General features: G+C 70.5%; 19 protein-coding genes and 1 tRNA gene. 11 read left to right on the top strand and 9 right to left on the bottom strand.

Annotated features, from left to right (window positions below; all coding sequences use genetic code 11):
- Positions 1–136: 136 nt before the first annotated feature.
- Positions 137–2,041 (bottom strand): DUF3352 domain-containing protein, encoded by a 1,905-nt coding sequence (locus tag ACIBQX_RS29765; protein ID WP_397010194.1) that lies wholly within the window; start codon positions 2,039–2,041, stop codon positions 137–139.
- An 85-nt stretch (positions 2,042–2,126) separates the two neighbouring features.
- Positions 2,127–2,453: a hypothetical protein gene (locus ACIBQX_RS29760; RefSeq protein ID WP_397010192.1), complete on the bottom strand. Its 327-nt coding sequence runs from the start codon at positions 2,451–2,453 to the stop codon at positions 2,127–2,129.
- A gap of 109 nt (positions 2,454–2,562) precedes the next feature.
- On the opposite strand from ACIBQX_RS29760, the gene ACIBQX_RS29755 reads away from it, so the two are divergent.
- The 8 genes from ACIBQX_RS29755 (at position 2,563) to ACIBQX_RS29720 (ending at position 11,231) form a co-directional block, all read left to right on the top strand.
- The gene (locus ACIBQX_RS29755) at positions 2,563–3,354 is read left to right on the top strand and encodes a thioesterase family protein (protein WP_397010190.1); all 792 of its coding nucleotides are present in this window, start codon (positions 2,563–2,565) and stop codon (positions 3,352–3,354) included.
- A gap of 85 nt (positions 3,355–3,439) precedes the next feature.
- Positions 3,440–4,306: a glutamate racemase gene (gene murI / locus ACIBQX_RS29750; RefSeq protein WP_397010188.1), complete on the top strand. Its 867-nt coding sequence runs from the start codon at positions 3,440–3,442 to the stop codon at positions 4,304–4,306.
- Positions 4,260–5,012, top strand: coding sequence for an MBL fold metallo-hydrolase (locus ACIBQX_RS29745; protein WP_397010186.1), 753 nt, complete (start codon positions 4,260–4,262; stop codon positions 5,010–5,012). The genes murI and ACIBQX_RS29745 overlap by 47 nt, the downstream gene beginning before the upstream one ends.
- Before the next feature lie 39 nt (positions 5,013–5,051).
- Complete coding sequence (gene rph, locus ACIBQX_RS29740; RefSeq protein ID WP_397010184.1) at positions 5,052–5,771, top strand: ribonuclease PH; 720 nt, start codon at positions 5,052–5,054, stop codon at positions 5,769–5,771.
- On the top strand, positions 5,768–6,358 hold the full coding sequence (gene rdgB, locus ACIBQX_RS29735; protein WP_397010182.1) for an RdgB/HAM1 family non-canonical purine NTP pyrophosphatase: 591 nt from the start codon (positions 5,768–5,770) through the stop codon (positions 6,356–6,358). The genes rph and rdgB overlap by 4 nt, the downstream gene beginning before the upstream one ends.
- A gap of 46 nt (positions 6,359–6,404) precedes the next feature.
- Positions 6,405–8,009 carry a molybdopterin-dependent oxidoreductase gene (locus ACIBQX_RS29730; RefSeq protein ID WP_397010180.1) on the top strand — a complete coding sequence of 535 codons (1,605 nt, stop codon included), beginning with the start codon at positions 6,405–6,407 and terminating at the stop codon, positions 8,007–8,009.
- A gap of 2,293 nt (positions 8,010–10,302) precedes the next feature.
- Positions 10,303–10,965 (top strand): toxin glutamine deamidase domain-containing protein, encoded by a 663-nt coding sequence (locus ACIBQX_RS29725; protein ID WP_397010178.1) that lies wholly within the window; start codon positions 10,303–10,305, stop codon positions 10,963–10,965.
- The gene (locus ACIBQX_RS29720; RefSeq protein WP_397010176.1) at positions 10,962–11,231 is read left to right on the top strand and encodes a hypothetical protein; all 270 of its coding nucleotides are present in this window, start codon (positions 10,962–10,964) and stop codon (positions 11,229–11,231) included. Before ACIBQX_RS29725 ends, ACIBQX_RS29720 begins: the two co-directional genes overlap by 4 nt.
- A 266-nt stretch (positions 11,232–11,497) precedes the next feature.
- Here the strand turns inward: ACIBQX_RS29720 and ACIBQX_RS29715 are convergent, their stop codons facing one another.
- The 4 genes from ACIBQX_RS29715 to ACIBQX_RS29700 all read right to left on the bottom strand — a co-directional run bounded on the left by ACIBQX_RS29715 (position 11,498) and on the right by ACIBQX_RS29700 (position 16,688).
- Positions 11,498–13,990 carry an ABC transporter permease gene (locus ACIBQX_RS29715; RefSeq protein ID WP_397010174.1) on the bottom strand — a complete coding sequence of 831 codons (2,493 nt, stop codon included), beginning with the start codon at positions 13,988–13,990 and terminating at the stop codon, positions 11,498–11,500.
- A 1-nt stretch (position 13,991) separates the two neighbouring features.
- Positions 13,992–14,744 carry an ABC transporter ATP-binding protein gene (locus tag ACIBQX_RS29710; protein ID WP_397010172.1) on the bottom strand — a complete coding sequence of 251 codons (753 nt, stop codon included), beginning with the start codon at positions 14,742–14,744 and terminating at the stop codon, positions 13,992–13,994.
- Between the two features lie 104 nt (positions 14,745–14,848).
- A complete protein-coding gene (locus ACIBQX_RS29705; RefSeq protein WP_397010170.1) occupies positions 14,849–15,499 on the bottom strand; it encodes a response regulator in 651 nt (216 codons plus the stop codon).
- A 19-nt stretch (positions 15,500–15,518) separates the two neighbouring features.
- Positions 15,519–16,688 (bottom strand): sensor histidine kinase, encoded by a 1,170-nt coding sequence (locus tag ACIBQX_RS29700; protein WP_397010168.1) that lies wholly within the window; start codon positions 16,686–16,688, stop codon positions 15,519–15,521.
- A gap of 536 nt (positions 16,689–17,224) precedes the next feature.
- On the opposite strand from ACIBQX_RS29700, the gene ACIBQX_RS29695 reads away from it, so the two are divergent.
- Positions 17,225–17,629, top strand: a complete 405-nt coding sequence (locus tag ACIBQX_RS29695; RefSeq protein ID WP_397010166.1) for a hypothetical protein — start codon at positions 17,225–17,227, stop codon at positions 17,627–17,629.
- Positions 17,630–17,685: 56 nt separating this feature from the next.
- Positions 17,686–18,609, top strand: coding sequence for a 2-hydroxyacid dehydrogenase (locus ACIBQX_RS29690; RefSeq protein WP_397010164.1), 924 nt, complete (start codon positions 17,686–17,688; stop codon positions 18,607–18,609).
- A 172-nt stretch (positions 18,610–18,781) separates the two neighbouring features.
- On the opposite strand, the gene ACIBQX_RS29685 is transcribed toward ACIBQX_RS29690, so the two are convergent.
- Entirely contained in the window at positions 18,782–19,342 is a 561-nt protein-coding gene (locus ACIBQX_RS29685; RefSeq protein ID WP_397010746.1) for a hypothetical protein, read from the bottom strand.
- Between ACIBQX_RS29685 and ACIBQX_RS29680 the strand changes: the two genes are divergently transcribed.
- Positions 19,274–19,681, top strand: coding sequence for an HNH endonuclease (locus ACIBQX_RS29680; RefSeq protein ID WP_397010734.1), 408 nt, complete (start codon positions 19,274–19,276; stop codon positions 19,679–19,681). The genes ACIBQX_RS29685 and ACIBQX_RS29680 overlap by 69 nt on opposite strands.
- 3 nt (positions 19,682–19,684) lie before the next feature.
- Here the strand turns inward: ACIBQX_RS29680 and ACIBQX_RS29675 are convergent.
- Positions 19,685–19,767: transfer RNA gene (locus tag ACIBQX_RS29675), tRNA-Leu, on the bottom strand.
- A gap of 95 nt (positions 19,768–19,862) precedes the next feature.
- Complete coding sequence (gene bcp, locus ACIBQX_RS29670) at positions 19,863–20,336, bottom strand: thioredoxin-dependent thiol peroxidase (RefSeq protein WP_397010162.1); 474 nt, start codon at positions 20,334–20,336, stop codon at positions 19,863–19,865.
- Between the last annotated feature and the right edge of the window lie 22 nt (positions 20,337–20,358).

Genomic DNA, 20,358 nt, shown 5'->3' with positions numbered 1-20,358 from the left:
GCGGGGGGGGGCTGCGGGCGGACGGCCCGGGATGGCCGCCCCTGATCGGCCGGGCGCGGGCCCGGGGGGCGGGCCCCCCCCCCCCTTCGCGTTGTCACTGGTCGAACAGCGTCGTCCTAGTTGAACAGCGTTGTCACTAGTTGAACAGGACCCGCAGCGAGAACGTGGCCTCGGTGTCCGTCTGCGTGCCGCTCAGGCCGACGGCCCGAAGGACCTGGACGTTGGCCTTCGCGTCGCCCTGCATGTCCGCCAGGTAGAGCTTCTCGACCTTGTCCAGGTCCACGAACAGGCCGTAGGTGGCCGCATCCGCGTCCGGGATGGCGATCTGGAAGGTCTCGTTGTCACCGAGGGCGCCGTCCTCGGCGAGCTTCTTGGCGTACTCGTCCGTGGTGGCCACGGTGAAGACGCCGTCCCCGGCGACCTTGGCGATCTGGGGCGCCTGCTGGCCGTTGGCCGTCGCGGCCTTGAGGACCTTGTCGAGCACGGCCTGAGCCTTGGCCGGGTCCGTGGCGATCCGGACGCCGCCCTTCAGCTGGTTGGTGTCGAGCCCCTCACTGTCGAGCGCGATGGTGAAGTTCTTGCCCAGGACGGTCGCCAGGTCATCGGGGAGCTGGAGGCCGAACTGGGTCTTGGCCTGCTCGACGAACTGCTTGAACTGGGCGCCGCTGGGCGTCGCGGCGGCCTGCTTCTCGATCTCGGCCCACTGGGTCGTGATGAGCTGGTCCAGGCCCGACATCGAGAACGCGCCCGCGGTGGAGGCGGGCAGCGCGGCCAGGGAGGAGCCGGGCAGCTCAGCGCCCTTGGTGAGGTTCTGGCCGCCTCGGACCACGCCGGCGAGCTCGGCGTAGCCGCTGTCGAACCGGAGCGCGCCCGCGAACCGGGCCGTCTTGATCTGGTCGAACATCTTGGTCTGCTCCGCCGTCAGCTCACTCTTGGCGAGCTCGCCCAGCTTGCCGAGGTGCGTCCAGAAGGACAGCACGCCCTGCTCGCCCATGGCGGCCAGGTCGTCGCTGAACTCGGCGTTGTCGGCCAGGCTGCCTTCCTCGGCCGCGTACTGGTCGGCGAGCTGCTGGCTGGTGGAGATCAGGGCGTAGTCGTCGCGGAACGCCAGCCCGTACTTCTCCCCGTCCATCATCTTGGTGATGCCGGCCTTGGCGGCCTCCTCGTCCTTGACCTGGATGGCCAGGGCGAAGTCCGGCTGCTCGCCGCCGGAGGGCAGCACGCTGAGGCCCACCCGGCTGCCGAGCCACGGGTCGACGTCCTTGAGGAAATCGAGCTTGGCGAGGTCGTCGCCGCCGTCCTTCTTCATGGCGTCGAACAGCGCCTGACGCGGGTCCTCGCCCTGGAAGCTGTCCTTGGTGACAGTGAACTTCTGGGCGATCTGGAACAGCGCCAGCTTCTGGTTGGCGGCCGGGTCCAGGTCGAGGCGGACGTAGGCGATGGAGGCGGCGGGCAGCACCTCGTGCGGCTGCGTGCCGCCGCCGCCGAGCGCGCCGACAGCCCAGACCGCGCCGCCGCCGAGCAGCACCACGGCCAGCGCGGAGGCGATGGCGATGATCCAGCCCTTGCGGCTCTTGGCGGGCGGCTCACCGCCCGTGCCGAGCAGTTCGGGGCCGTTGTTCTGCCAGCCGCCGCCCTGGTCCGGATGGCCGTACTGGCCGCCGTAGGCCTGCTGCTGACCGTACTGCTGGTTGTAGGCGGGCTGCTGTCCTTGCGGCTGCTGGCCGTAGCCGGGCTGCTGTCCCTGCGGCTGCTGGCCGTAACCCGGCTGCTGCCCCTGCGGCGGCTGCTGGCCGTACTGGGGCTGCTGCCCGTACTGCGGCTGCTGGCCATAGGACGCCTGCTGGCCCTGCGGGGCCTGCTGCCCCGGCGCCGGTGGCTGGCCGTACTGCGGCTGCTGGCCGTACGGCTGCTGCGGTGGGTACGGCTGGCCGTGCGGCGTGGGCGGCGTCGGCGGGTTCTCGGGCTGCTGCTCCTGGTTCCACCGGTACGCCGTGGTCCGGTCAGGATCTTGGCCCCGTGGGGGATTGTTCGCAGACATCACTCAACTCACAGTGTGGACTTATGACCACAGAGAAGCTATCTGATGTTGCTAGAAGGGCGCTTGCAATGTACTGAAGTGAGGCCTATGCCCGGTTGAGCTCCTGGCGGAGGCTGCTGAGGTGCACCTCACCGTCGCTGTACTCCCGCACGCTGGTCCACGGCACGAACGTGCATCCGGCGTAGATCAGGCGCCCTACCATCCGGGAGAGCCACGAGGGGCGGCCGTCGCGGTCGTGGGTGAGGCCGAGCAGCAGCGGCCCGCGCCGGGCCGACACCAGCAGGCCGTAGACCGTGGCGGCCTGTTGCGGCTCGTCCCGGTGCTTGCTGACGCGGATGTCGACCACGTGACCGATCCACACCCCGTTGGCGTCCCAGACGGACTGTCCGATGAGTTCGGTAACACTCGCCATGCTCGAACTTTCTCAGCCTTGTCACGTTTTCGCAGGTAGGCGCGCTGATGGGTGGATGCCGTAGAGTATGGGGCGCTAGAACATAGTTCCAGACTTCAGGCAGGGGCGGATGACCAAGTTCGACGAGGCCACGCAGGCCATCCGGGTCGACGAGAACACCTACGACGTGTGCCTAGACCCCGGCTACGCGATCGGCGGCCCGCTCAACGGCGGCTACCTCATGGCGGTGGTGCTGCGCGCGGTGGTGGACGACTCACCGTTCGAGCACCCGGTGAGCACCACCTCACAGTTCCACAAGTCGCCCGCCGCCGGCCCCGCGCAGGTGCGCGTCGAGCGGCTCAAGGCGGGCCGGACCGCCGCCTTCACCCGCGCCACACTCGTCCAGGACGGCGTCGCGCAGATTGAGAGTCTTGTCACCACGGCCACGCTGCACGGCGTCGACCCGGTCTACGCGGCCCCTTCCACACACCGCATGCCCCCCGCCGAAGAGTGCGTCAAACTCCCCGACCCCAAGCCCGAGTCCGGCATGACGCTGAACGCCCAGATGGAGCTCCTGTTCGACCCGCCCACGATCGGCTGGCTCACCGGCGAGCCCACCGGCAGGCCCGAGGCGCGCGCCTACTTCCGGATGACCGAGCCGCAAAATCCCGACCCGTTCGTGCTGGCCCTGGCCATCGACGCGCTGCCCCCCGTGGTCTTCTCCGCCGGGATGCGCGGCTGGGCGCCCACCGTCGACCTCACCTGGCACCTGCGCGCGCTGCCCGCCCCCGGCCCCCTCACCCTGATCGGCAGCGGCCGCCTCATCGCCGACGGCTGGTTCGACGAGGACGTCGAGGCCTGGGACGCCGCGGGCCGGCTCGTCGCCCAGTCACGCCAGCTGGCGAGGGTGGGGCGCGGGTGACCCGCCGGGCGACACACCGGGTGACACACGCGGTGTGAGCATTCTTACGCAGAGAAGATGCCGCAGGTCGCCTACCCTCTGAAGGGTGCCGGACGCGAGTATTGGGATCTTCGACAGCGGGGTGGGCGGCCTGACGGTCGCCCGCGCGATCATCGATCAGCTGCCTCACGAGTCCATCACCTACGTCGCCGACACAGCTCGTCAGCCATACGGGCCCAGACGCATCGCCGAAGTGCGCGCGTACGCGCTGGAAGTGATGGACCACCTGGTCGAGCACGACGTCAAGATGCTCGTGATCGCGTGCAACAGCGCCAGCGCCGCCGTGCTGCGCGACGCCCGCGAGCGCTACGACGTGCCCGTCGTCGAGGTGATCCAGCCCGCCACCCGGCGGGCCGTACGGGCCACCCGCACCGGCAGAGTCGGTGTGATCGCCACCCAGGCCACGATCGAGTCGATGGCCTACCACGACGCCTTCACCGCGGCTCCCGACGTACTACTCACCGGCGTGGCCGCCCCACGCCTGGTGGAGTACGTCGAGCGGGGCGAGACGGCCAGCGAGGAGCTGATCGAGGTCGTACGCGGCTACCTGGAGCCCATCCAGGCCGCCGGCTGCGACACGCTCATCCTCGGCTGCACCCACTACCCCCTGCTCACCGGCGCCATCTCCTATGTCGCCGGTGACGGGGTGACCCTGGTGTCCAGCGCCGACGAGACGGCCAAGGACGTCTACCGCATTCTGCATGACCGCGATCTGGCGGTCGGACGCGAAGCCACCCCCCGGCACCGCTTCCGCGCCACCGGCGACTCCCTGCTCTTCGCCCGGCTCGGGCGCCGCTTCCTGGGCCCGGAGATCGATGCGGTCGAAGTCGCACCAGTGGGGGGTACCACCTACAAGGGAGGCCCACATGAAGGTGACCATCATCGGCTGTTCGGGGAGCTTCCCCGGGCCTGACAGCCCCGCGTCCTGCTATCTCGTGGAGGCCGAGGGGTTCAGGATGCTGCTCGACTTCGGCAGCGGGTCGCTGGGCGCGCTCCAGCGCCACATCGGCCTGTACGACGTCGACGCGATCTGCCTGACCCACCTGCACGCCGATCACTGTCTCGACCTGTGCGGCTATCACGTGGCCCGCACCTACGGCCCCGCCGCGCCGTACCCTCGCGTGCCCGTGTACGCGCCGGCGGACGCCCCGAGGCGGCTGGCCGCCGCGTACGGCATGCCCGAGGAGCCCTGCCTGGAGACCGCCTTCGACTTCGCCGGGCTGGCGCCGGGCACCTTCGAGGTCGGCCCGTTCACGGTGACCGCCGCCACGGTCAACCACCCGGTCGAGGCGTACGGCTTCCGCGTCGAGCACGCCGGGCGCAGCGTCGCCTACTCGGGTGACACCGGCGAGTCCAACGACCTGGTCAAGCTGGCGGCCGACGCCGACATACTGTTGTGCGAGGCGTCGCTGGTGGACAAGCCCGACCTGCCCGTCGGGCTGCACCTGTCCGGCCGCCAGGCCGCCGAGCACGCCGCCAAGGCGGGCACCGGACGGCTCGTGCTGACCCACCTCGTCCCCTGGAACGACCCGGCCGTCGTCATGGACGACGCCTGCAGAGGCGGCTACGACGGGCCGGTCGAGCTGGCGCACAGCGGCGCCGTCTACGACCTGACCTGAGGGCAGGCGGAGTCGGGTCACGGAGATAGGGTGATGCGCATGTCACGACAGGATGGCCGCACTTCTGACCAGCTCCGCCCCATCACCATCACCAGGCAGTGGCTCGCGCACGCCGAAGGCTCGGTGCTGGTGGAATTCGGTAGCACCCGGGTGCTCTGCGCCGCCTCCGTCCAGGACAGCGTGCCGCGCTGGCGCCGGGGCAGCGGCCAGGGCTGGGTGACGGCCGAGTACGCCATGCTGCCGCGCGCCACCAACACGCGTAACGACCGCGAGTCGGTGCGCGGCAAGATCGGCGGCCGCACGCACGAGATCTCCCGCCTGATCGGCCGCTCGCTGCGCGCCTGCGTCGACTACAAGGCGCTCGGGGAAAACTCCATCGTGCTCGACTGCGACGTCCTGCAGGCCGACGGCGGCACCCGTACCGCCGCCATCACCGGCGCGTACGTGGCGCTGGCCGACGCCGTCGCGTGGATGCGCGAGCGCAAGATGTGCCCCGGCGACCCGCTCATCGGCTCGGTGGCCGCGGTCTCCGTGGGCGTGGTCGGCTCGGTGCCGATGCTCGACCTCTGCTACGTCGAGGACGTGGCGGCCGAAACCGACATGAACGTGGTCATGACCGGCGACGGCAGCTTCGTCGAGGTGCAGGGCACCGCCGAGGGCACGCCGTTCGACCGCGCGGTCCTCAACCAGCTCCTCGACCTCGCCGTGGCCGGCTGCGAGGAGCTGACCCTCTTCCAGCAGGAGGCGCTGGGCGTATGAGGATCGTGCTCGCCACCCGCAACCCCGGCAAGATCACGGAGCTGCGCCGCATCCTGTCCGGGTTCGACATCGTCGGCCTGGAGGAGTTCCCCGAGATCGGCGACGTCGCCGAGACCGGCGTCACCTTCGAGGAGAATGCCCTGCTCAAGGCGCACGCGGTGGCCCAGCAGTCGGGGCTGCCCGCGGTGGCCGACGACTCGGGGCTCTGCGTTGACGTGCTGGGCGGCATGCCCGGTGTGTTCTCCGCCCGCTGGTCCGGGCGGCACGGCGACGACCGGGCCAACCTGGAGCTGCTGCTCGCCCAGGTGTCCGACGTGCCCGCCGCCAAGCTGACCGCGCACTTCACCTGCGCCGCCGCGCTGGCGCTGCCGTCAGGTGAGTCACGGGTGGCCGAAGGACTCCTGCCCGGTCGGCTGGTCTCCACGCCGCGGGGCGCCAACGGGTTCGGCTACGACCCCATCTTCGTGCCCGACGGAGACACCCGCACCACGGCGGAGCTGTCACCGCAGGAGAAGGACGCCATCAGCCACCGGGGCCGCGCCTTCAACGCCCTGGCCCCGATCGTGCGCGAGCTGGTCTCTTCGTAACCACCGCGTAAGAACCCCGCGCCCGGGGCGGCGTAGCGTCATCAGTGTGCAGAGCAATGAGAACGTGCCCGCCTGGGCCGGCGCGCTGGCCGGAATCGTCACCGGGGGCGTCGCTCTCGGTGTGGCGCAACTGGTGGCAGGGCTGGTGAGCCCCGCGGCCTTCCCCGTGCTGGCCGTGGGCGACGCGGTGGTGGACCTGTCGCCGGCGCCGCTGAAGGACTTCGCCATCCGGACGTTCGGCGAGAACGACAAGGTCGTCCTCGTCGGTGGCGTCTTCGTGCTGCTCGCGCTGGCCGCCGCCGTCATCGGGGTGCTGGCCAGGCGCAGTATCTGGTACGGCCTGGCGGGGCTGGCCGGGTTCGCGCTCCTGGGTGTGCCGGCGGTGCTGACCAGGCCGGACGCGCAGGTGGCCGACGTTCTGCCCACCGTGGCCGGGGTCGGGGTGGGGGCCTTGGCGCTCGTCTGGCTGATGGGGCGAGCCCGCGCCGGGGCCGTCGAGTCGCCGTCGCCCGCCCAGCCTGAGCCCGCCGAGCCTGAGCCCGCCGAGCCTGAGCGGCCGGCCGTCATGCGGGCGGGTCGTGAGGCGTACGTGTTCGACCGGCGGCGGCTGATCACCGGGCTCGCCGGCGGCGTCGTGGTCGCGGGCGCCACGACGGTGCTGGGACGAACCCTCGCCGGGCAGCAGGCCGTGGACGCCGCCAGGGTCGGCGTGGCCCTGCCCGCGCCTGCTCAGCCGCTTCCCGCGCTGCCGCCCGGCGTGGACTTCAAGCTCAACGGCCTGTCATCCTTTGTCACGAAAAATGCGGATTTCTACAGGGTCGACACCGCGCTCATCGTGCCCCAGGTCGACCCGCGGACCTGGACCCTCCGCGTCCACGGACTGGTGGACCGGCCCATCGAGATCACCTACGACGACCTGCTCAAGCGCCCTCTCACCGAGGCCGACATCACCCTCGCCTGCGTCTCCAACGAGGTCGGCGGGCCGTACGTGGGCAACGCCCGGTGGCTCGGCGTCCGGATGGCCGACGTGCTGCGCGAGGCCGGCGTCCGGTCCGACGCCGACATGCTCCTGTCCACCTCCTCCGACGGCTTCACCTGCGGCACCCCGCTGGACGTCGTCATGGACGGCCGCGACGCCCTGTTCGCCATCGCCATGAACGGCGAGGCCCTTCCCGTCGACCACGGCTTCCCCGTGCGGCAGGTGGTGCCGGGTCTGTACGGGTACGTCTCGGCCACCAAGTGGGTCGTGGACCTCAAGGTCACCAGGTTCGACACCGATGAGGCGTACTGGACGCCACGCGGCTGGGCGGCCAGAGGCCCCATCAAGGTCCAGTCCCGCATCGACCTGCCCGGCTCCAAGGTCACCGCCGGCCGCACCACCATCGCCGGCGTCGCCTGGGCCCAGCACACCGGCCTGTCCGCCGTCGAGGTCCGCGTCGACCGGGGCGAGTGGCTGAAGGCGAAGCTGGCCCAGGTGCCGGGCCCGGACACCTGGCGGCAGTGGGCGCTCGACTGGGACGCCACCCCCGGCGACCACACCATCGAGGTACGCGCCACGGACGCGGCCGGCCGCACCCAGCCGGAGGAACGCACCTCGGTCGCCCCCGACGGCGCCACCGGCTGGCACACCATCACGGTCCACGCCACCTGACCTCGTTGGCCCGCTGTTCTCCGCGTTTGTGCTGGTACGGGCATCAGTACTGGCCGAGAATCTTCCTGACTCTGCCTCTTCCTCGTGGTGGCCGCCCCTACGATCGGTCGTCGAGTATGACAGGAGGCAGGACGTGTTCCGCGACCGAAAGTCCAGCGTCCGGTGGGTCCTTCCCGAGGGGCAGTACAACCCCGTGGTCGCTGACGGGGTCAGATGGCTCGACTACGAGCGCGCCGCGACCCCCGACCCACCCGACTCCACACCCACCGACCTGACCAACTCCACACCTACCGACCCGACCGACTCCACCCGCACCGATCCGACCCGCACCGGTCCAACCCGCACCGGTCCGGCTGCACCCACCCGCCCATCCCCGCCGACCGCCCAGAATCCGCTGGGCGGCCCTCGCCCACGCGACCACCTACAGACCGACCAGCCATCGAACCGCCGGCGCTCCAACGCCCAGCACTCAGCCAGGCACACCCCACAAGGGCAAGGACCGGGAGGTCAAGGTCCCGGAGGTCAGGGCCGGGCAGAGCAGGGCATGCACGGACAGGAGCCGGAGCAGGGGCCGCAATGGCGACGGGCGGACGGCCGGTGGCGAGGTGGCCTGACCTCTGACGGCCAAGCCCCGGACTCGCGACCTCAGGACGACCACCTTTCAGGCGGCTCGTTCCCCAACGCCCAGCCTCCTGACGGCCTGCTACCCCATGGCCAGTTCAGGAACGGGGCCAGGCCGGACCCCTCGCTGCTCGAAGGACCTGAAGGCCCTTCGAGCCCGATGACGCCGGATACGGCTGCGGCACGAGGACCAGGACTCCGCGATGAGCCTGATCAGGGCCCAGCCCGGCGGGCGGCACCATCAGGTGATCACGCACCACCGCCCGCCCCGCACCGAGCTGCGATGCCGTCGGCCATGTCCAAGGCCCTGCCTCACTGGCCCGCTCCGAGCACGTCCCAAGAGCCCGGTAGCGCCCACCAGCGTGCCGGTTCTCACCAGACCGGCAGCGTTCAGCACACGATGCCTCAGCGCTCCGAGACCCCGCACCAGTGCGCAAGGCCGCAGGAGGCCGAGGCTCCCCAGCAGTACACGAGGCCCCGAGGTTCTGGGAGCTCGCAGCAAGGCGTGACCTCGAACGGATCCTGGCCGGTCGAGGCTTCAGCTCCCCAAGCCGCATCCCGTGAACATCCACACGCGGACAGTTCGCGAAGAAACGCAGCACCAGGCGATATGTCTCGCGAAAACGCCACGACGGGGGTGTCGTCGCGAGAACCCCTGGGACATTCGCAGTCCGAGGGCATGCCAGCAACGTCCAGCGCCGCGACAGCCTCCGCCTCTGGCGCTCCTCGGCAAGCCGGAGCCCAGGTCGGGAGCGTAACTCCAGGCTTCGGCGAAGCTGCCACCGCCAGCGCTGCTCACAGAGGCGCTGCCGCACAGGGGAGTGCCGGCGACCAGCGGGTTGCTCCAGGAGCCGACCCCGCTGCGTATGCTCGCGCCTTCCCCAGGGTTGGCCCCTACGCACAAGTGGCCTCCCCTGCCCAGGCCGGCACTTCTCCTCAGATCGGCCCATCTGTCCGGATCGGAGACTCTCGACCGGGCGGTTCGTCCGCTGGGGTTGGGTCGTCCGCACAGGGTGGCGATTCTCCCCTGGGCGGTTCGTCCGGCCAGGTAGACCAGCCTGGCCCTTCCCTCCAGGGCGGCCCGTCTGCTCAGGGGGGCAACGGCTCTCAGGCGGGTCCTTCGGGTAAGACGGGCTCCTCTGCTGGGGTCGGTAGTCCCTCACTGGTCGGCCCGTTCACGCAGAACGGCTCCTTTGCTCAGTCGGGTTCCCTCGCTGACGTTCCCGCGCCGAACGGTGCTGCCGGTTGGGGCGGTGCGCCCGTTCGAAGCCAGGCGTCTGGTCGAGGCGGTACGCCTGCCGACGGGCGTTCGGCAGCCAGGGCGGCGGACATGGCGGTTGGTGGCCCGGGAGGGACAGCAGCACCGGGAACGGCCGACGGGCCGGGCCATCAGGCGCCCGCTCCGAATGAAGCCCCGGGAACGGTGACGCGATTCTCCACGCCGGGAGCTGGGACGGCCCACACTGACGGCCGGGCCGGCGTTTCGGACGGCGGGCGGGCTGACGCTTTCGGCAACGGCCGGGCCGGCGTTGCCGGGAATGGGCGGGCTGACGCCTTCGGCGGGGGGCGGGCTGACGTTGCAGGAAACGGGCGGGCCTCCGGGGCATCGTCCGGGTCTTCCGTGGAGGTCCCGGCTGACGCCGGTTGCCCGGCTACGGGTGGGGGCGGTTCAGTGGCCCCGGGGAGTTGGGGGAGGGCAGGCGGCACCGCCGCGTACGACTGGTTCGACTGGCCGCATCGGCCGCCCAAGCTCGCCGACAGCAGGCCGTACGGTGTGCCGGGTGGGCTGGTGGCGCCGGACCCGCAGGTGCAGCGGGACCTGGTGGCGGCCGTGACGCCGGGCGCTCGGTTCCCTGACCCGCGCGGCACCTGGGTTCGGCTGATCAATGGGGGCGGGCCGGCGGACGATCCGTTCCGGGCGTCGAACGCCGCCGACTGTGCGCTGGCCGTGGTGTCCACCTGGCACGGAGAGCCGGCCGCGTCCGCCCCGAGGATGCCCGAGTACGACAAGATCGGCAGGCCGCTGATCACCGGTGAGGCCGGGAGCGCGGCGCGGATGGAACGCTGGGTGGGGCAGCGGTTCCAGCACGCCGGGCAGGGCAGACACGCGTACCCGATGGTGGCGCGGCGGCTGCGGGAGGCCGGGCACGGGGCCTGTGCGGTCATCGTGGTGCGCTGGCCCGGCGGCGGGACGCACGCGTGGAACGCGGTCAACTCCCACGGTGAGGTGATCTGGATAGACGCGCAGCGCGGTCACATGGCCGTGGAGCCGCCGTACACCACGGTGACCGGGGTGTTCTGCGTCGTCCTCGACAGGCAGGGACAGTCACGATGAACATGGACCAGGCGCGGGCGCTGGCGGAGGAGTACTTCAACGGTGTGCGGCCGGCGGACGCGACGTACTCGGTGGGGATTTACGGGTTCGATGAGGGATATGTCGCCTGGGTCCGCGAGCTGGAGCCCGATGACCCGGTGAGACTGCCGGACGCGGTGGGGGGCGGCTGCATCGTGATCGACGGCAGCACGGGCGAGGTGGCGGCCCGCCCCCTGCTCGACCCGGAGACGGTGGCCGAGCTGTGGCCCGGCCACCGGACCCGCTGACGAAGGCAGTGCGTTCCGGCTCAGCGGATCCTTCGGCCGAGGCTCGTGCCTGCGGCGCTCGCCTGATCGCGAGGCGGAGTCGTCATGGCCAGGCCGGCAGCGGCCCGGGGGATCTTGGGCGGGATTGCGCAGGGCCGGGCGTTGCCCCCGTGGACGCCCGGCCTCCGCATGGTGCCGCCGGGCCGGGCCCGGCGGCGTCACACCTACATCTATCCGGATTTATCGCCATAAATCGGATTCGAGGGCATCAATACCGAGCCCACCGATCACCCCGCAGCCAGCGAGCCGACGATCGAGGCCCTGGCCGCCCGCCGGGAGGGCAGGATCGCGGCCACCACCCCCGCCAGCCCCGAGAGCACCACGAACAGCCCGATCTGCCCGGCGGACGCGGAGAAGACCGCTCCGTCCATCAACGCCCGCGAGGCCGCCCACCCGAACGACACCCCGAGCACCACTCCCACCAGCGCCCCGATCAGCCCGAGCACCAGTGCCTCCACCGAGAGCATGCGCCGCAACTGGGGCCTGGTCAGCCCGAGCGCCCGGAGCAACGCCGATTCCCTGGTCCGTTCGTACACCGACAAGGACAGTGTGTTGGCGATGCCGAGCAGTGAGATCAGGATGGCCAGCCCCAGCAGGCCCGTAATGATCATCAACAGCATGTCGAGCGTCTCGTCGAACTGCCCGCGTACCTCGGTCGAGCTCTGCACCTGGACCGTCGGGTACGCGGCGGTCGCGGCGTCCACCACGATGCGCGCCTGTCCGGGTGCGACGCCTTCGCCGATGTTGAGCAGCACCAGGCTGTCGTCAAGCACGCCGAACGCCTCCTCGAACTGCGGCTCGGCCATGGTGAGCGTCGGCAGCGGCGACTCCGCGTCGACGATGGCCACCACCTTGAGCGGCACCGTCCCGGCCTGCTCGGTCTTGACGGACACCGTGTGGCCCACCTTGACGCCGAAATCGGTGGCCGCGTGGTCCGCCAGGATCGCCTGGCCGGCCCCGAAGTCCCGCATGGAGCCCGACAGGACCTCTGGCTCGATCGGCCCGTTGTACGTTCCGACCTGGGTCTTGATGCCGCCGACCGACGCCCGGGTGTCGCGGATCCGCAGCACCGCCGCCAGCTCCGGCTTGCCCCGGAGCTCCTCGCCGATGGTCCGGGGGATGGTGGCGTCGCGTTCCTGGGTGATGAGCTGGTAGTCGACCGGGAACTGCTCGTCCAGCTTGACCGTCACCGTCGCCCGGGTGGACGCCGTGACCACCGAGATCAGCGTCATGAGCGTCACGCCGATGGTCAGCGCCACCGTCGTGGTCGCGGCCCGCTTGGGGTTGCGCCCGGAGTTGTCCACGGCCAGCCGGCCGGGCACGCCGAAGAGCTTGGCCGGGATCCAGCCGATCAGCGCGCTCATCGGCTTGACCAGCACCGGTCCGAGGATCAGCACCCCGAGGAAGGTCAGCACGCCACCCGCCATCACCACGAACAGCGAGCTGTCCTCGCCGGGAGGCAGCGCCAGCGCGCCGACGCCGGCCGCGCCCAGCCCCGCGAGCAGGAACAGCGACGCGAAGACCACGCGCAGCGCCCCGGCGCGGAACGTCTGCTCCTCCACCTGCGTGCGCAGCGCCGCGATCGGCGCGACCCGGGTGGCCGTGCGGGCCGGCAGCACCGCCGCACCCACGGTCACCACGAGCCCGAGTACCAGGCCGATCGCGATCGTTGCGGGCGTGAGCGTGACCGCCGCGTCCGTCGGCAGTGGCGCCTCGAACGCGGCGAGCACCGCCAGCGTGAGCACGCTCAGGCCGTACCCGGCGGCCAGGCCGAGCGCCGAGGCGACCAGCCCGACCACCGCCGACTCGATCAGGACCGAGCCGAACACCTGGCCACGCGTCGCGCCGATGCACCGCAGCAGCGCCATCTCCCTGGTGCGCTGGGCGACGAGGATGTTGAAGGTGTTGTAGATGACCAGCGTGGCCACCAGCATCGCCACCAGCCCGAACATCAGCAGGCCGATGGTCAGCACCTCTATCTCCACCCCGGCCTGCTTGGCCAGGTCGGCGGCGAGCTCCGTCCCGGTCTTGACCACGTGCGCGCCGCCGACGGCCGCCGCGACGGCCTCTTTCAGCCGTACGGGATCGGCGCCCGCGACGTCGATCTCCTGGAAGCCCTTCTCGCCGGTCATCCGCTGCGCCGTCGCCATGGTGAACCCGACCACGCCGGTGTAGGACAGCTGCTGATCGAGTCCGGGATCGAGGGTGCCGACGAGCTTGAAGGTGTGCTTGCGCTGCTTGGCGTCCAGCACCGTGATCGTGTCGCCGAGCCGGAACCCCTGGGCCTCGGCGGTGTTCTTGTCGAGCACGGCCGCCCGGTCGTCGGATCCCGGGCCGGTGCCGGTGACGATCGTGGTGCGGTCCAGCGCTCCCGGCACGATCGACACGGCCGTGGTCGGCATGTCCCCGGCTGTCTTGCCGTCCTTGCCCAGCAGCGGCGCGGGCCCGCGCAGCAGCCCCTGCGCCTCCCGCACCCCCGCGACGCCGCGCACCCGGTCCAGCGTTTCCGGGGCGATCGTCTTGTTGTCAGGCCCTCCAGGCAGTACGGCCACCGCCACCTTCTCGGCGTCGGCCGTGACGCGCTGGCCGAACCCTGCCTGGATGGTGTCGTTCAGCACGAACGTGCCCGCGATGAACGCCACCCCCAGCACGATCGCCAGCGAGGTGAGCAGCAGCCTCAGCTTGTGCGCGCGCAGCCCGGCCCAGGCCGTCTTCACCACGTCAGGCCTCCAGCTTCATCAGCGTGTCCAGCACGGACTGCGGCGTGGGCGAGGTGATCTCGGTGACCAGCGCGCCGTCACGCAGGAACACCACCCGGTCGGCGTACGACGCGGCCATCGGGTCGTGCGTGACCATGACGATGGTCTGGTCGAGCTCCCGCACGGACGTCCGCAGGAACGACAGCACCTCCGCCCCGCTGCGCGAGTCGAGGTTGCCGGTCGGCTCGTCGGCGAAGATCACCTGCGGCTTGCTGATCAGCGCCCTGGCCACGGCGACGCGCTGCTGCTGGCCACCGGACAGCTCGGCCGGCCGGTGGCCCAGCCGGTCCCTCAGCCCGACGGTGTCGATCACCCGGTCGAACAGCAGCTGGTCCGGCTGGCGTGCCGCGATCTCCAGCGGCAGGCGGATGTTCTCCTCGGCGGTCAGCGTGGGCAGCAGGTTGAACGCCTGGAAGATGAAGCCGATCCGCTCACGGCGCAGCAGGGTGAGCTGCTTGTCGCCGAGCCCGGTCACCTCCACGTCACCGATGTGCACCGTGCCGGAGGTGGCGGTGTCGAGCCCGGCGAGGCAGTGCATCAACGTCGACTTGCCCGAGCCGGACGGGCCCATGATCGCGGTGAAGGCGCCGGTGGCGAAGGCCACGTCCACCTCGCGCAGTGCGTGCACCTGTGCGTCGCCTTGGCCGTACACCTTCGTCAGGGCCTGGGCCAGCACGGCGGGTGGGGCCTGTCGCCAGGTTTCGGTGAGAGTCACGTTCGCTCCTTGTTGTTCTTGACCGCGACTCACGCTATGGCCGGAAATTTCGAGTTCTGTGGGCCTTGAGGAGGGACTTTGTGTAGGCCGTCAGATGACCCGCGTCAGCCGTTCGGCCGATGCGACGGCACGATCAGCCCGGCTTCGTAGGCGTACACCACCACCTGCGCCCGGTCCCTGACCCCCAGCTTGGCCAGCACCCGGCCCAGGTGCGTCTTCACCGTCGCCTCCGCCACCTCCAGCTCGGCCGCGATCTCCAGGTTGGAGCGGCCCCGCGCCACCATGAGCAGCACCTCCCGCTCGCGCGGCGTGAGCTCGGCGGTCGCGGCCGGGGCCGCCGACGGCAGGTAGGTGGCGAACCTGCCGAGCATCCGCTTCAGCGTGGTCGGCGCCACCACGGCGTCACCGGCGTGCACCGACCGGATGGCGCTCAGCAGCTCGGCGGGTGGCACGTCCTTGAGCAGGAACCCGGAGGCCCCCGCCTTGATCGCGGCGAACGCGTACTCGTCCAGGTCGAACGTCGTCAGGATGAGCACCTTCGGCCCGGTGATGTGCCGGGTCGCCTCGACGCCGTCCATCCTCGGCATCCGCACGTCCATGAGGACCACGTCCACCTCGACGTCCTTCAGCACCTCGATCGCCCGCAGCCCGTCCCCGGCCTCGGCCACCACCTCGATGTCGGGCTGCGCGCCCAGCACCATCCTGAACCCGGCACGCAGCAACTCCTGGTCATCGACGAGCATCACGCGTATCACTGGCCGCTCCTCGCAGGCTCTACGCGGCCCTGGCCTCGGGCATCGGCAGTTTCGCCAGCACCTCGAAGCCGCCGCCCGCTCGCGGCCCGGCCGTGACCGCTCCGCCGTACATGGTGACTCTCTCCCGCATCCCCACCAGCCCGTGCCCGCCGGACGCGAGCGCCGCCGCCGCGCCCCGCCCGTCGTCGGTCACCCGCACCACCAGCTCGAACATGGAGTAGCGGAGCTCGACCAGCGCCCGTACGCCGGGGCCGCCGTGCTTGAGCGCGTTCGTCAGCGCCTCCTGGACGATCCGGTAAACAGCGAGCTGCTTGCCCTCGGGCAGCTCCGCCGGCGTGCCCACGACCTGCAGCCGCGCGGGCACGCCCGCGCCCCGCACCAGCTCCTCCAACTGCGCGAGCCCGGGTTGCGGGGTGTACTCGGTGCTCTCGTCCTCCCGCAGCACCCCGACCAGCCTGCGCATCTCGGCGAGCGCCTCACGCCCGGTCTTGGAGATGTTGCGTACGGCCAGCCGCGCCTGCTCGGGATCGCCGTCGATGGCGTAGCCCGCGCCGTCGGCCTGCACCACCATCACGCTGACATTGTGCGCCACCACGTCGTGCAGCTCCCTGGCGATCCGGGCGCGCTCGGCGGCGGCCGCCATCCGGGCCTGCTGGTCGCGCTCGAACTCGGCCCGCATCGCCCGCTCCTCCAGGCTCTCCAGATAGCGCCTGCGCGTGTTGGCGTACAGGCCCGTCAGCCAGACCGTCACCACGAAGATCGAACCGCTGGTGAACATGCCCAGCGTGGCCGTGTCCCACTGCACCAGGGCCAGGAAAACCCCCAGCTCGGCCACCAGCATGGCGGCCAGCGACCAGCGGAAGGAGGCACGGTAGGCCACCGACCACAACGCCACCAGCACCGCCAGATTGGCCGGCAGCACCCCCGACTCCGCCAGCCACTGACCGAAGCTGATCAGCGAGACGACCGCGAACACCACCAGCGGACGCCCCCGCCACAGCAGGGGCAGCAGCAACGCCAGGCTGACGCCCAGATACACAGGCACGCTGAACGGCGGCATCGAGCCACTCGACGGCGCGTCGATGTACGTGGCCAGCGGTAACAGGCACAGCAGAGCCAGAGGAGTCACCCGCAGGGCGTCCATCAGCTTCCCATGGCGCGTGGACCACGCCCGTACCCTGCCGAACACATCATCACGATACGTATGGATGGGGAGAGGTTGGTCAGTCTTGAGGCGGATGTTTGCCTACGACCCTGGTCTTACACGGGTCTTACGAGTGGTAGGCCAATCTTGTACCTGGGTGCGCCTCTCGGGGCGAGTAAAGGGAGATCGTGATGGCGGATCATGATCGTGAAGACGGGTCGCGTGGCGAGGCGCCGCGCGACCCGTCTCACGAAGAGGGGGCCGCGCAGAGCGCGTCCGACGACACACGGACATCTCCCTCCCCGGACCCCGCCCACGACGTCTCCCCCTCACCTACGGACAGACCCACGGCGAGCGGCACGACGGCGGACGACCCAACGATCAGCGCCCACACGCCGGCCGATCCCGCAGAGGGCGGTCACGCGGAGGGCGGTCCCAGGCCGGGCGATGCGACGAGCGGTCACGCGATGGCCGGGCCCGCGGCGGCCGGCCACGCGGCCGGCGATTTCGCTCAGGGCGGGCGTGCGACGGGCGGGCCCGGTGGTCCCGTGCCCGGTGGTCCCACGTCCACCGGTGGTCCCATGCCTAGTGGTTTCACGGCCCCCGGATGGGCGGGACCTCGGCCGCCGGAACCTGGCTCCTGGCGGGACTTCGTCCGTCAGAAGCCGGCCCAGATCATCGGCGCCGGCCTGATCGGCCTCATCGTCGGCTGCCTGATCGGCGGCAGCGCCGTCCTGCTGATCGGCAGCCTCACCTCCCACGATGCCTACAGAAGCTGGGAGCGGCCGGCCCTGGACCGTCGTTACGGCCCCCTCCAGCCCGACTACCGCGCCCCTCACCACCCGGCCTGCCGGCCCGTCCCCGGCGGCACCTACTGCCGCCATCCGGCCCCGTACCCGATGCCCCTGCCCAGCGACGGGTCGTCGATCAGCCCTCCCAAGCCGACGCCCACCCTCGCCACTCCCGTCCCCACCCGCACGGGCTAAGGTTTCCCCGCAAGGCGAACGAACGTGACGCCGGCCGTCGGAAACCAGGGGATCGCATGTCAGAGACGCACAACGGCGACATGGTGGCCCTTGTGCCGCAGAAGCTCGGGCTCGCCGCCCTGTCCGCCGTGCCCGGCGTCCGCCCCGTCCTCTACGACGTCACGGCTCCGCTGCCCGCGGAAGCCTCGGACGCCGAGGTCATGGTCGTCCCCTCGCGCCCCCTGGACCGCGTACTCGCCCTGGTGACGGAGCTTCCCTCGCTCCGCCTGGTCCAGACCCTCAGCGCCGGCACCGAACAGCTGTCCGGCCGCCTCCCCGACCAGGTCGCCCTCTCCAGCGCCCGAGGCGCGCACGGCCTCGCGGTGGCGGAGTGGACGGTCGCCACCCTCCTCGCCGTCTACCGTGGCCTCCCGACCTATGTGGCCAACCAGGCCGAGGCCCGCTGGCACCCGCGCCCGACGGAGACCCTGGCCGGCAAGAGGATCCTCATCCTCGGCGCTGGCGACCTCGGCACTCGGCTCCGCACCCACCTGGAGCCCTTCGGCGTCGAGATCACCATGGTCGCCCGCCGCGCCCGCCACGACGTCCGCGCCATGGACGACCTGCCGCGCCTGCTGCCCGCCCACGACGTGGTGGCCCTCATGCTCCCCCTGACCGCCGACACCCGCCACCTGGCCGGCCAGGACTTCCTGAGCAGGATGCGAGACGGCGCCATCCTCGTCAACGCGGCGCGCGGCGGCGTCGTCGACACCGAGGCCCTGCTCGCCGAGACCCGGTCCGGCCGCCTGCGCGCCATCCTCGACGTCACCGACCCCGAGCCCCTGCCCTCGGACCACCCGCTGTGGCACTCACCGGGCGTCCTGATCACCCCACACGTGGCGGGCAGCGTCCCCGAGGCCGATGAACGCGCCTGGAAGGTAGCGGCCACCCAGATCGGCCAATTCGCCAGAGGCGAACAACCGGCCAATCTGGTTAATTAACCATTTTTCATCTTACGGAATCCGCGCCGATTTCCTGTCATCGGGAAATGTCAGTGCGCCTGCCTAGGCTGCCCGCATGTCGTACGGCGATGTCACCATGGAGGAGCTGGCCCGATGCGTGAGGCAGGCGCGCTCGATAGCAGAAGTCCTGTCATCGCTGGGGCTCAACAACTCAGGCGGCCGGCGCGCTGGAATTCGGCGGAGAATAGATGAGCTGGGTCTCGACACGTCGCATTTCCGGCGCACCTCCCGAATAAAGTACACTGCGGATCTTCTGTCCGAGGCGGTGGCCGCTTCGACAAGCGTCAATGGCGTTCTCGATCACCTGGAGATACGGCGAAGTGGCGGAGCGCATTCGCACATCAGCAGACGTATCAAGGCCGAGGGGATCGACACGTCGCACTTCTCGCACGAGCCTGCGTCTCAGCCTGTCCACTGCGAGCGCTTCGAACGCGCTGTTCTCGAAGAGGTCGCAGGCGGCGCCAAGAGCATGCGTGAGATCCTGCGGCGACTCGGAGTGACCGAGTGCGGGAGAGTTCGCGAGGATGTGCGCCGGCAGCTGCGCGCTTTCGGGATCGCGGAGCCGGCTGGTTTCCAGCGGATCCACCTGGACTCGGAGGCTGTCAGGGCCGCCGTCGCCGCGTCCTGCTCGGTGGCTGACACGATGCGTCGCTTGCGATTGCCGGTCAATGAAACGAATCGGAGGCGCGTGCTCCGTTGTGTCGCGCGCCATGAGATTGACACCTCACATTTCGGGCGCGAGCTCACGGACTCCCGTACGACAGGTCTCCAGAGCGATCCGGCGAAACTCCTGGTGCTGCGTCCCCCCGGATCTGGTCGCAGTCGGGGGGCGATGCTTCGCCGCCTTCTCGGACGCATCGGGATCCCTGCGGTCTGTGAGAAATGCCGGGTCGGAGACACGTGGCAGGGCGCGTCGCTGACACTGCAAGTGGACCATATCAATGGCGACCCGCTCGACAACCGGCGGGAAAACCTGAGGTTGCTGTGCCCGAACTGCCATTCGCAGACGGCGACATACGCCGGTCGGAACCGTGGCGCCTCGATCGGATAGATGTGCGGGCGGGGGGACTCGAACCCCCACAGTGTCTCCACCAACAGGACCTAAACCTGCCGCGTATGCCATTTCGCCACGCCCGCGCAGTCCCCGCCGAGGGGGCCTCAAATAGTTTAGCCCTCCGATTGTGCGGCGCTACCAGTATTGCGGGCCCGGAGGTCGGGCCCGCAGCCGGGGATCAGGACAGGCCGAGCTTCTTCTTCAGGCTCGCCACGTGTCCGGTGGCCTTCACGTTGTAGAGGGCCTGCTCGATCTTGCCGTCGGCGTCGATGACGAAGGTGGAGCGGATGACGCCCACGACTTCCTTGCCGTAGAGCTTTTTGGTGCCGTACGCGCCGTACGCCTGATGAATCGCCAGCTCGGGGTCCGACAGCAGCGGAAAGGTCAGCGCGTCGTGTTCGGCGAACTTGGCGAGCTTGGCCGGCTTGTCCTTCGACACGCCGAGGACGACGAAGCCCTCGGCGGTGAGCTGGCCGAGGTTGTCGCGGAAGTCACAGGCCTGCTTGGTGCAGCCGGGGGTCATCGCGGCGGGGTAGAAATAGAGGATCACCCGCTTGCCGCGGTAGGAGTCGAGGGAGACCTCGCCGCCGTCCGCGGTGGGCAGGGTGAAGTCGGGTGCGGCGTCGCCGGGCGCCAGCTTCGTGTCGGTCATGGGTCCTCCAGTGTTTTTCCAG

Origin of the sequence: Nonomuraea sp. NPDC049714 (assembly GCF_044465295.1) — a bacterium.
In the GTDB taxonomy this organism is placed as follows: domain Bacteria; phylum Actinomycetota; class Actinomycetes; order Streptosporangiales; family Streptosporangiaceae; genus Nonomuraea.
This window is presented reverse-complemented; position numbering and strand designations above follow the sequence as displayed.

What these genes read in the sequence shown, in the direction of transcription:
- rdgB (WP_397010182.1), top strand. Translation starts at nt 5,768, where the DNA reads ATGAGGATCGTGCTCGCCACCCGCAACCCCGGCAAGATCACGGAGCTG.
- ACIBQX_RS29690 (WP_397010164.1), top strand. Translation starts at nt 17,686, where the DNA reads ATGTCAGAGACGCACAACGGCGACATGGTGGCCCTTGTGCCGCAGAAG.
- ACIBQX_RS29695 (WP_397010166.1), top strand. Translation starts at nt 17,225, where the DNA reads ATGCCTAGTGGTTTCACGGCCCCCGGATGGGCGGGACCTCGGCCGCCG.
- ACIBQX_RS29685 (WP_397010746.1), bottom strand. Translation starts at nt 19,342, where the DNA reads ATGGCGCGCGACACAACGGAGCACGCGCCTCCGATTCGTTTCATTGAC.
- ACIBQX_RS29720 (WP_397010176.1), top strand. Translation starts at nt 10,962, where the DNA reads ATGAACATGGACCAGGCGCGGGCGCTGGCGGAGGAGTACTTCAACGGT.
- ACIBQX_RS29745 (WP_397010186.1), top strand. Translation starts at nt 4,260, where the DNA reads ATGAAGGTGACCATCATCGGCTGTTCGGGGAGCTTCCCCGGGCCTGAC.
- rph (WP_397010184.1), top strand. Translation starts at nt 5,052, where the DNA reads ATGTCACGACAGGATGGCCGCACTTCTGACCAGCTCCGCCCCATCACC.
- ACIBQX_RS29760 (WP_397010192.1), bottom strand. Translation starts at nt 2,453, where the DNA reads ATGGCGAGTGTTACCGAACTCATCGGACAGTCCGTCTGGGACGCCAAC.
- ACIBQX_RS29680 (WP_397010734.1), top strand. Translation starts at nt 19,274, where the DNA reads ATGCGTCGCTTGCGATTGCCGGTCAATGAAACGAATCGGAGGCGCGTG.
- bcp (WP_397010162.1), bottom strand. Translation starts at nt 20,336, where the DNA reads ATGACCGACACGAAGCTGGCGCCCGGCGACGCCGCACCCGACTTCACC.
- ACIBQX_RS29755 (WP_397010190.1), top strand. Translation starts at nt 2,563, where the DNA reads ATGACCAAGTTCGACGAGGCCACGCAGGCCATCCGGGTCGACGAGAAC.
- ACIBQX_RS29765 (WP_397010194.1), bottom strand. Translation starts at nt 2,041, where the DNA reads ATGTCTGCGAACAATCCCCCACGGGGCCAAGATCCTGACCGGACCACG.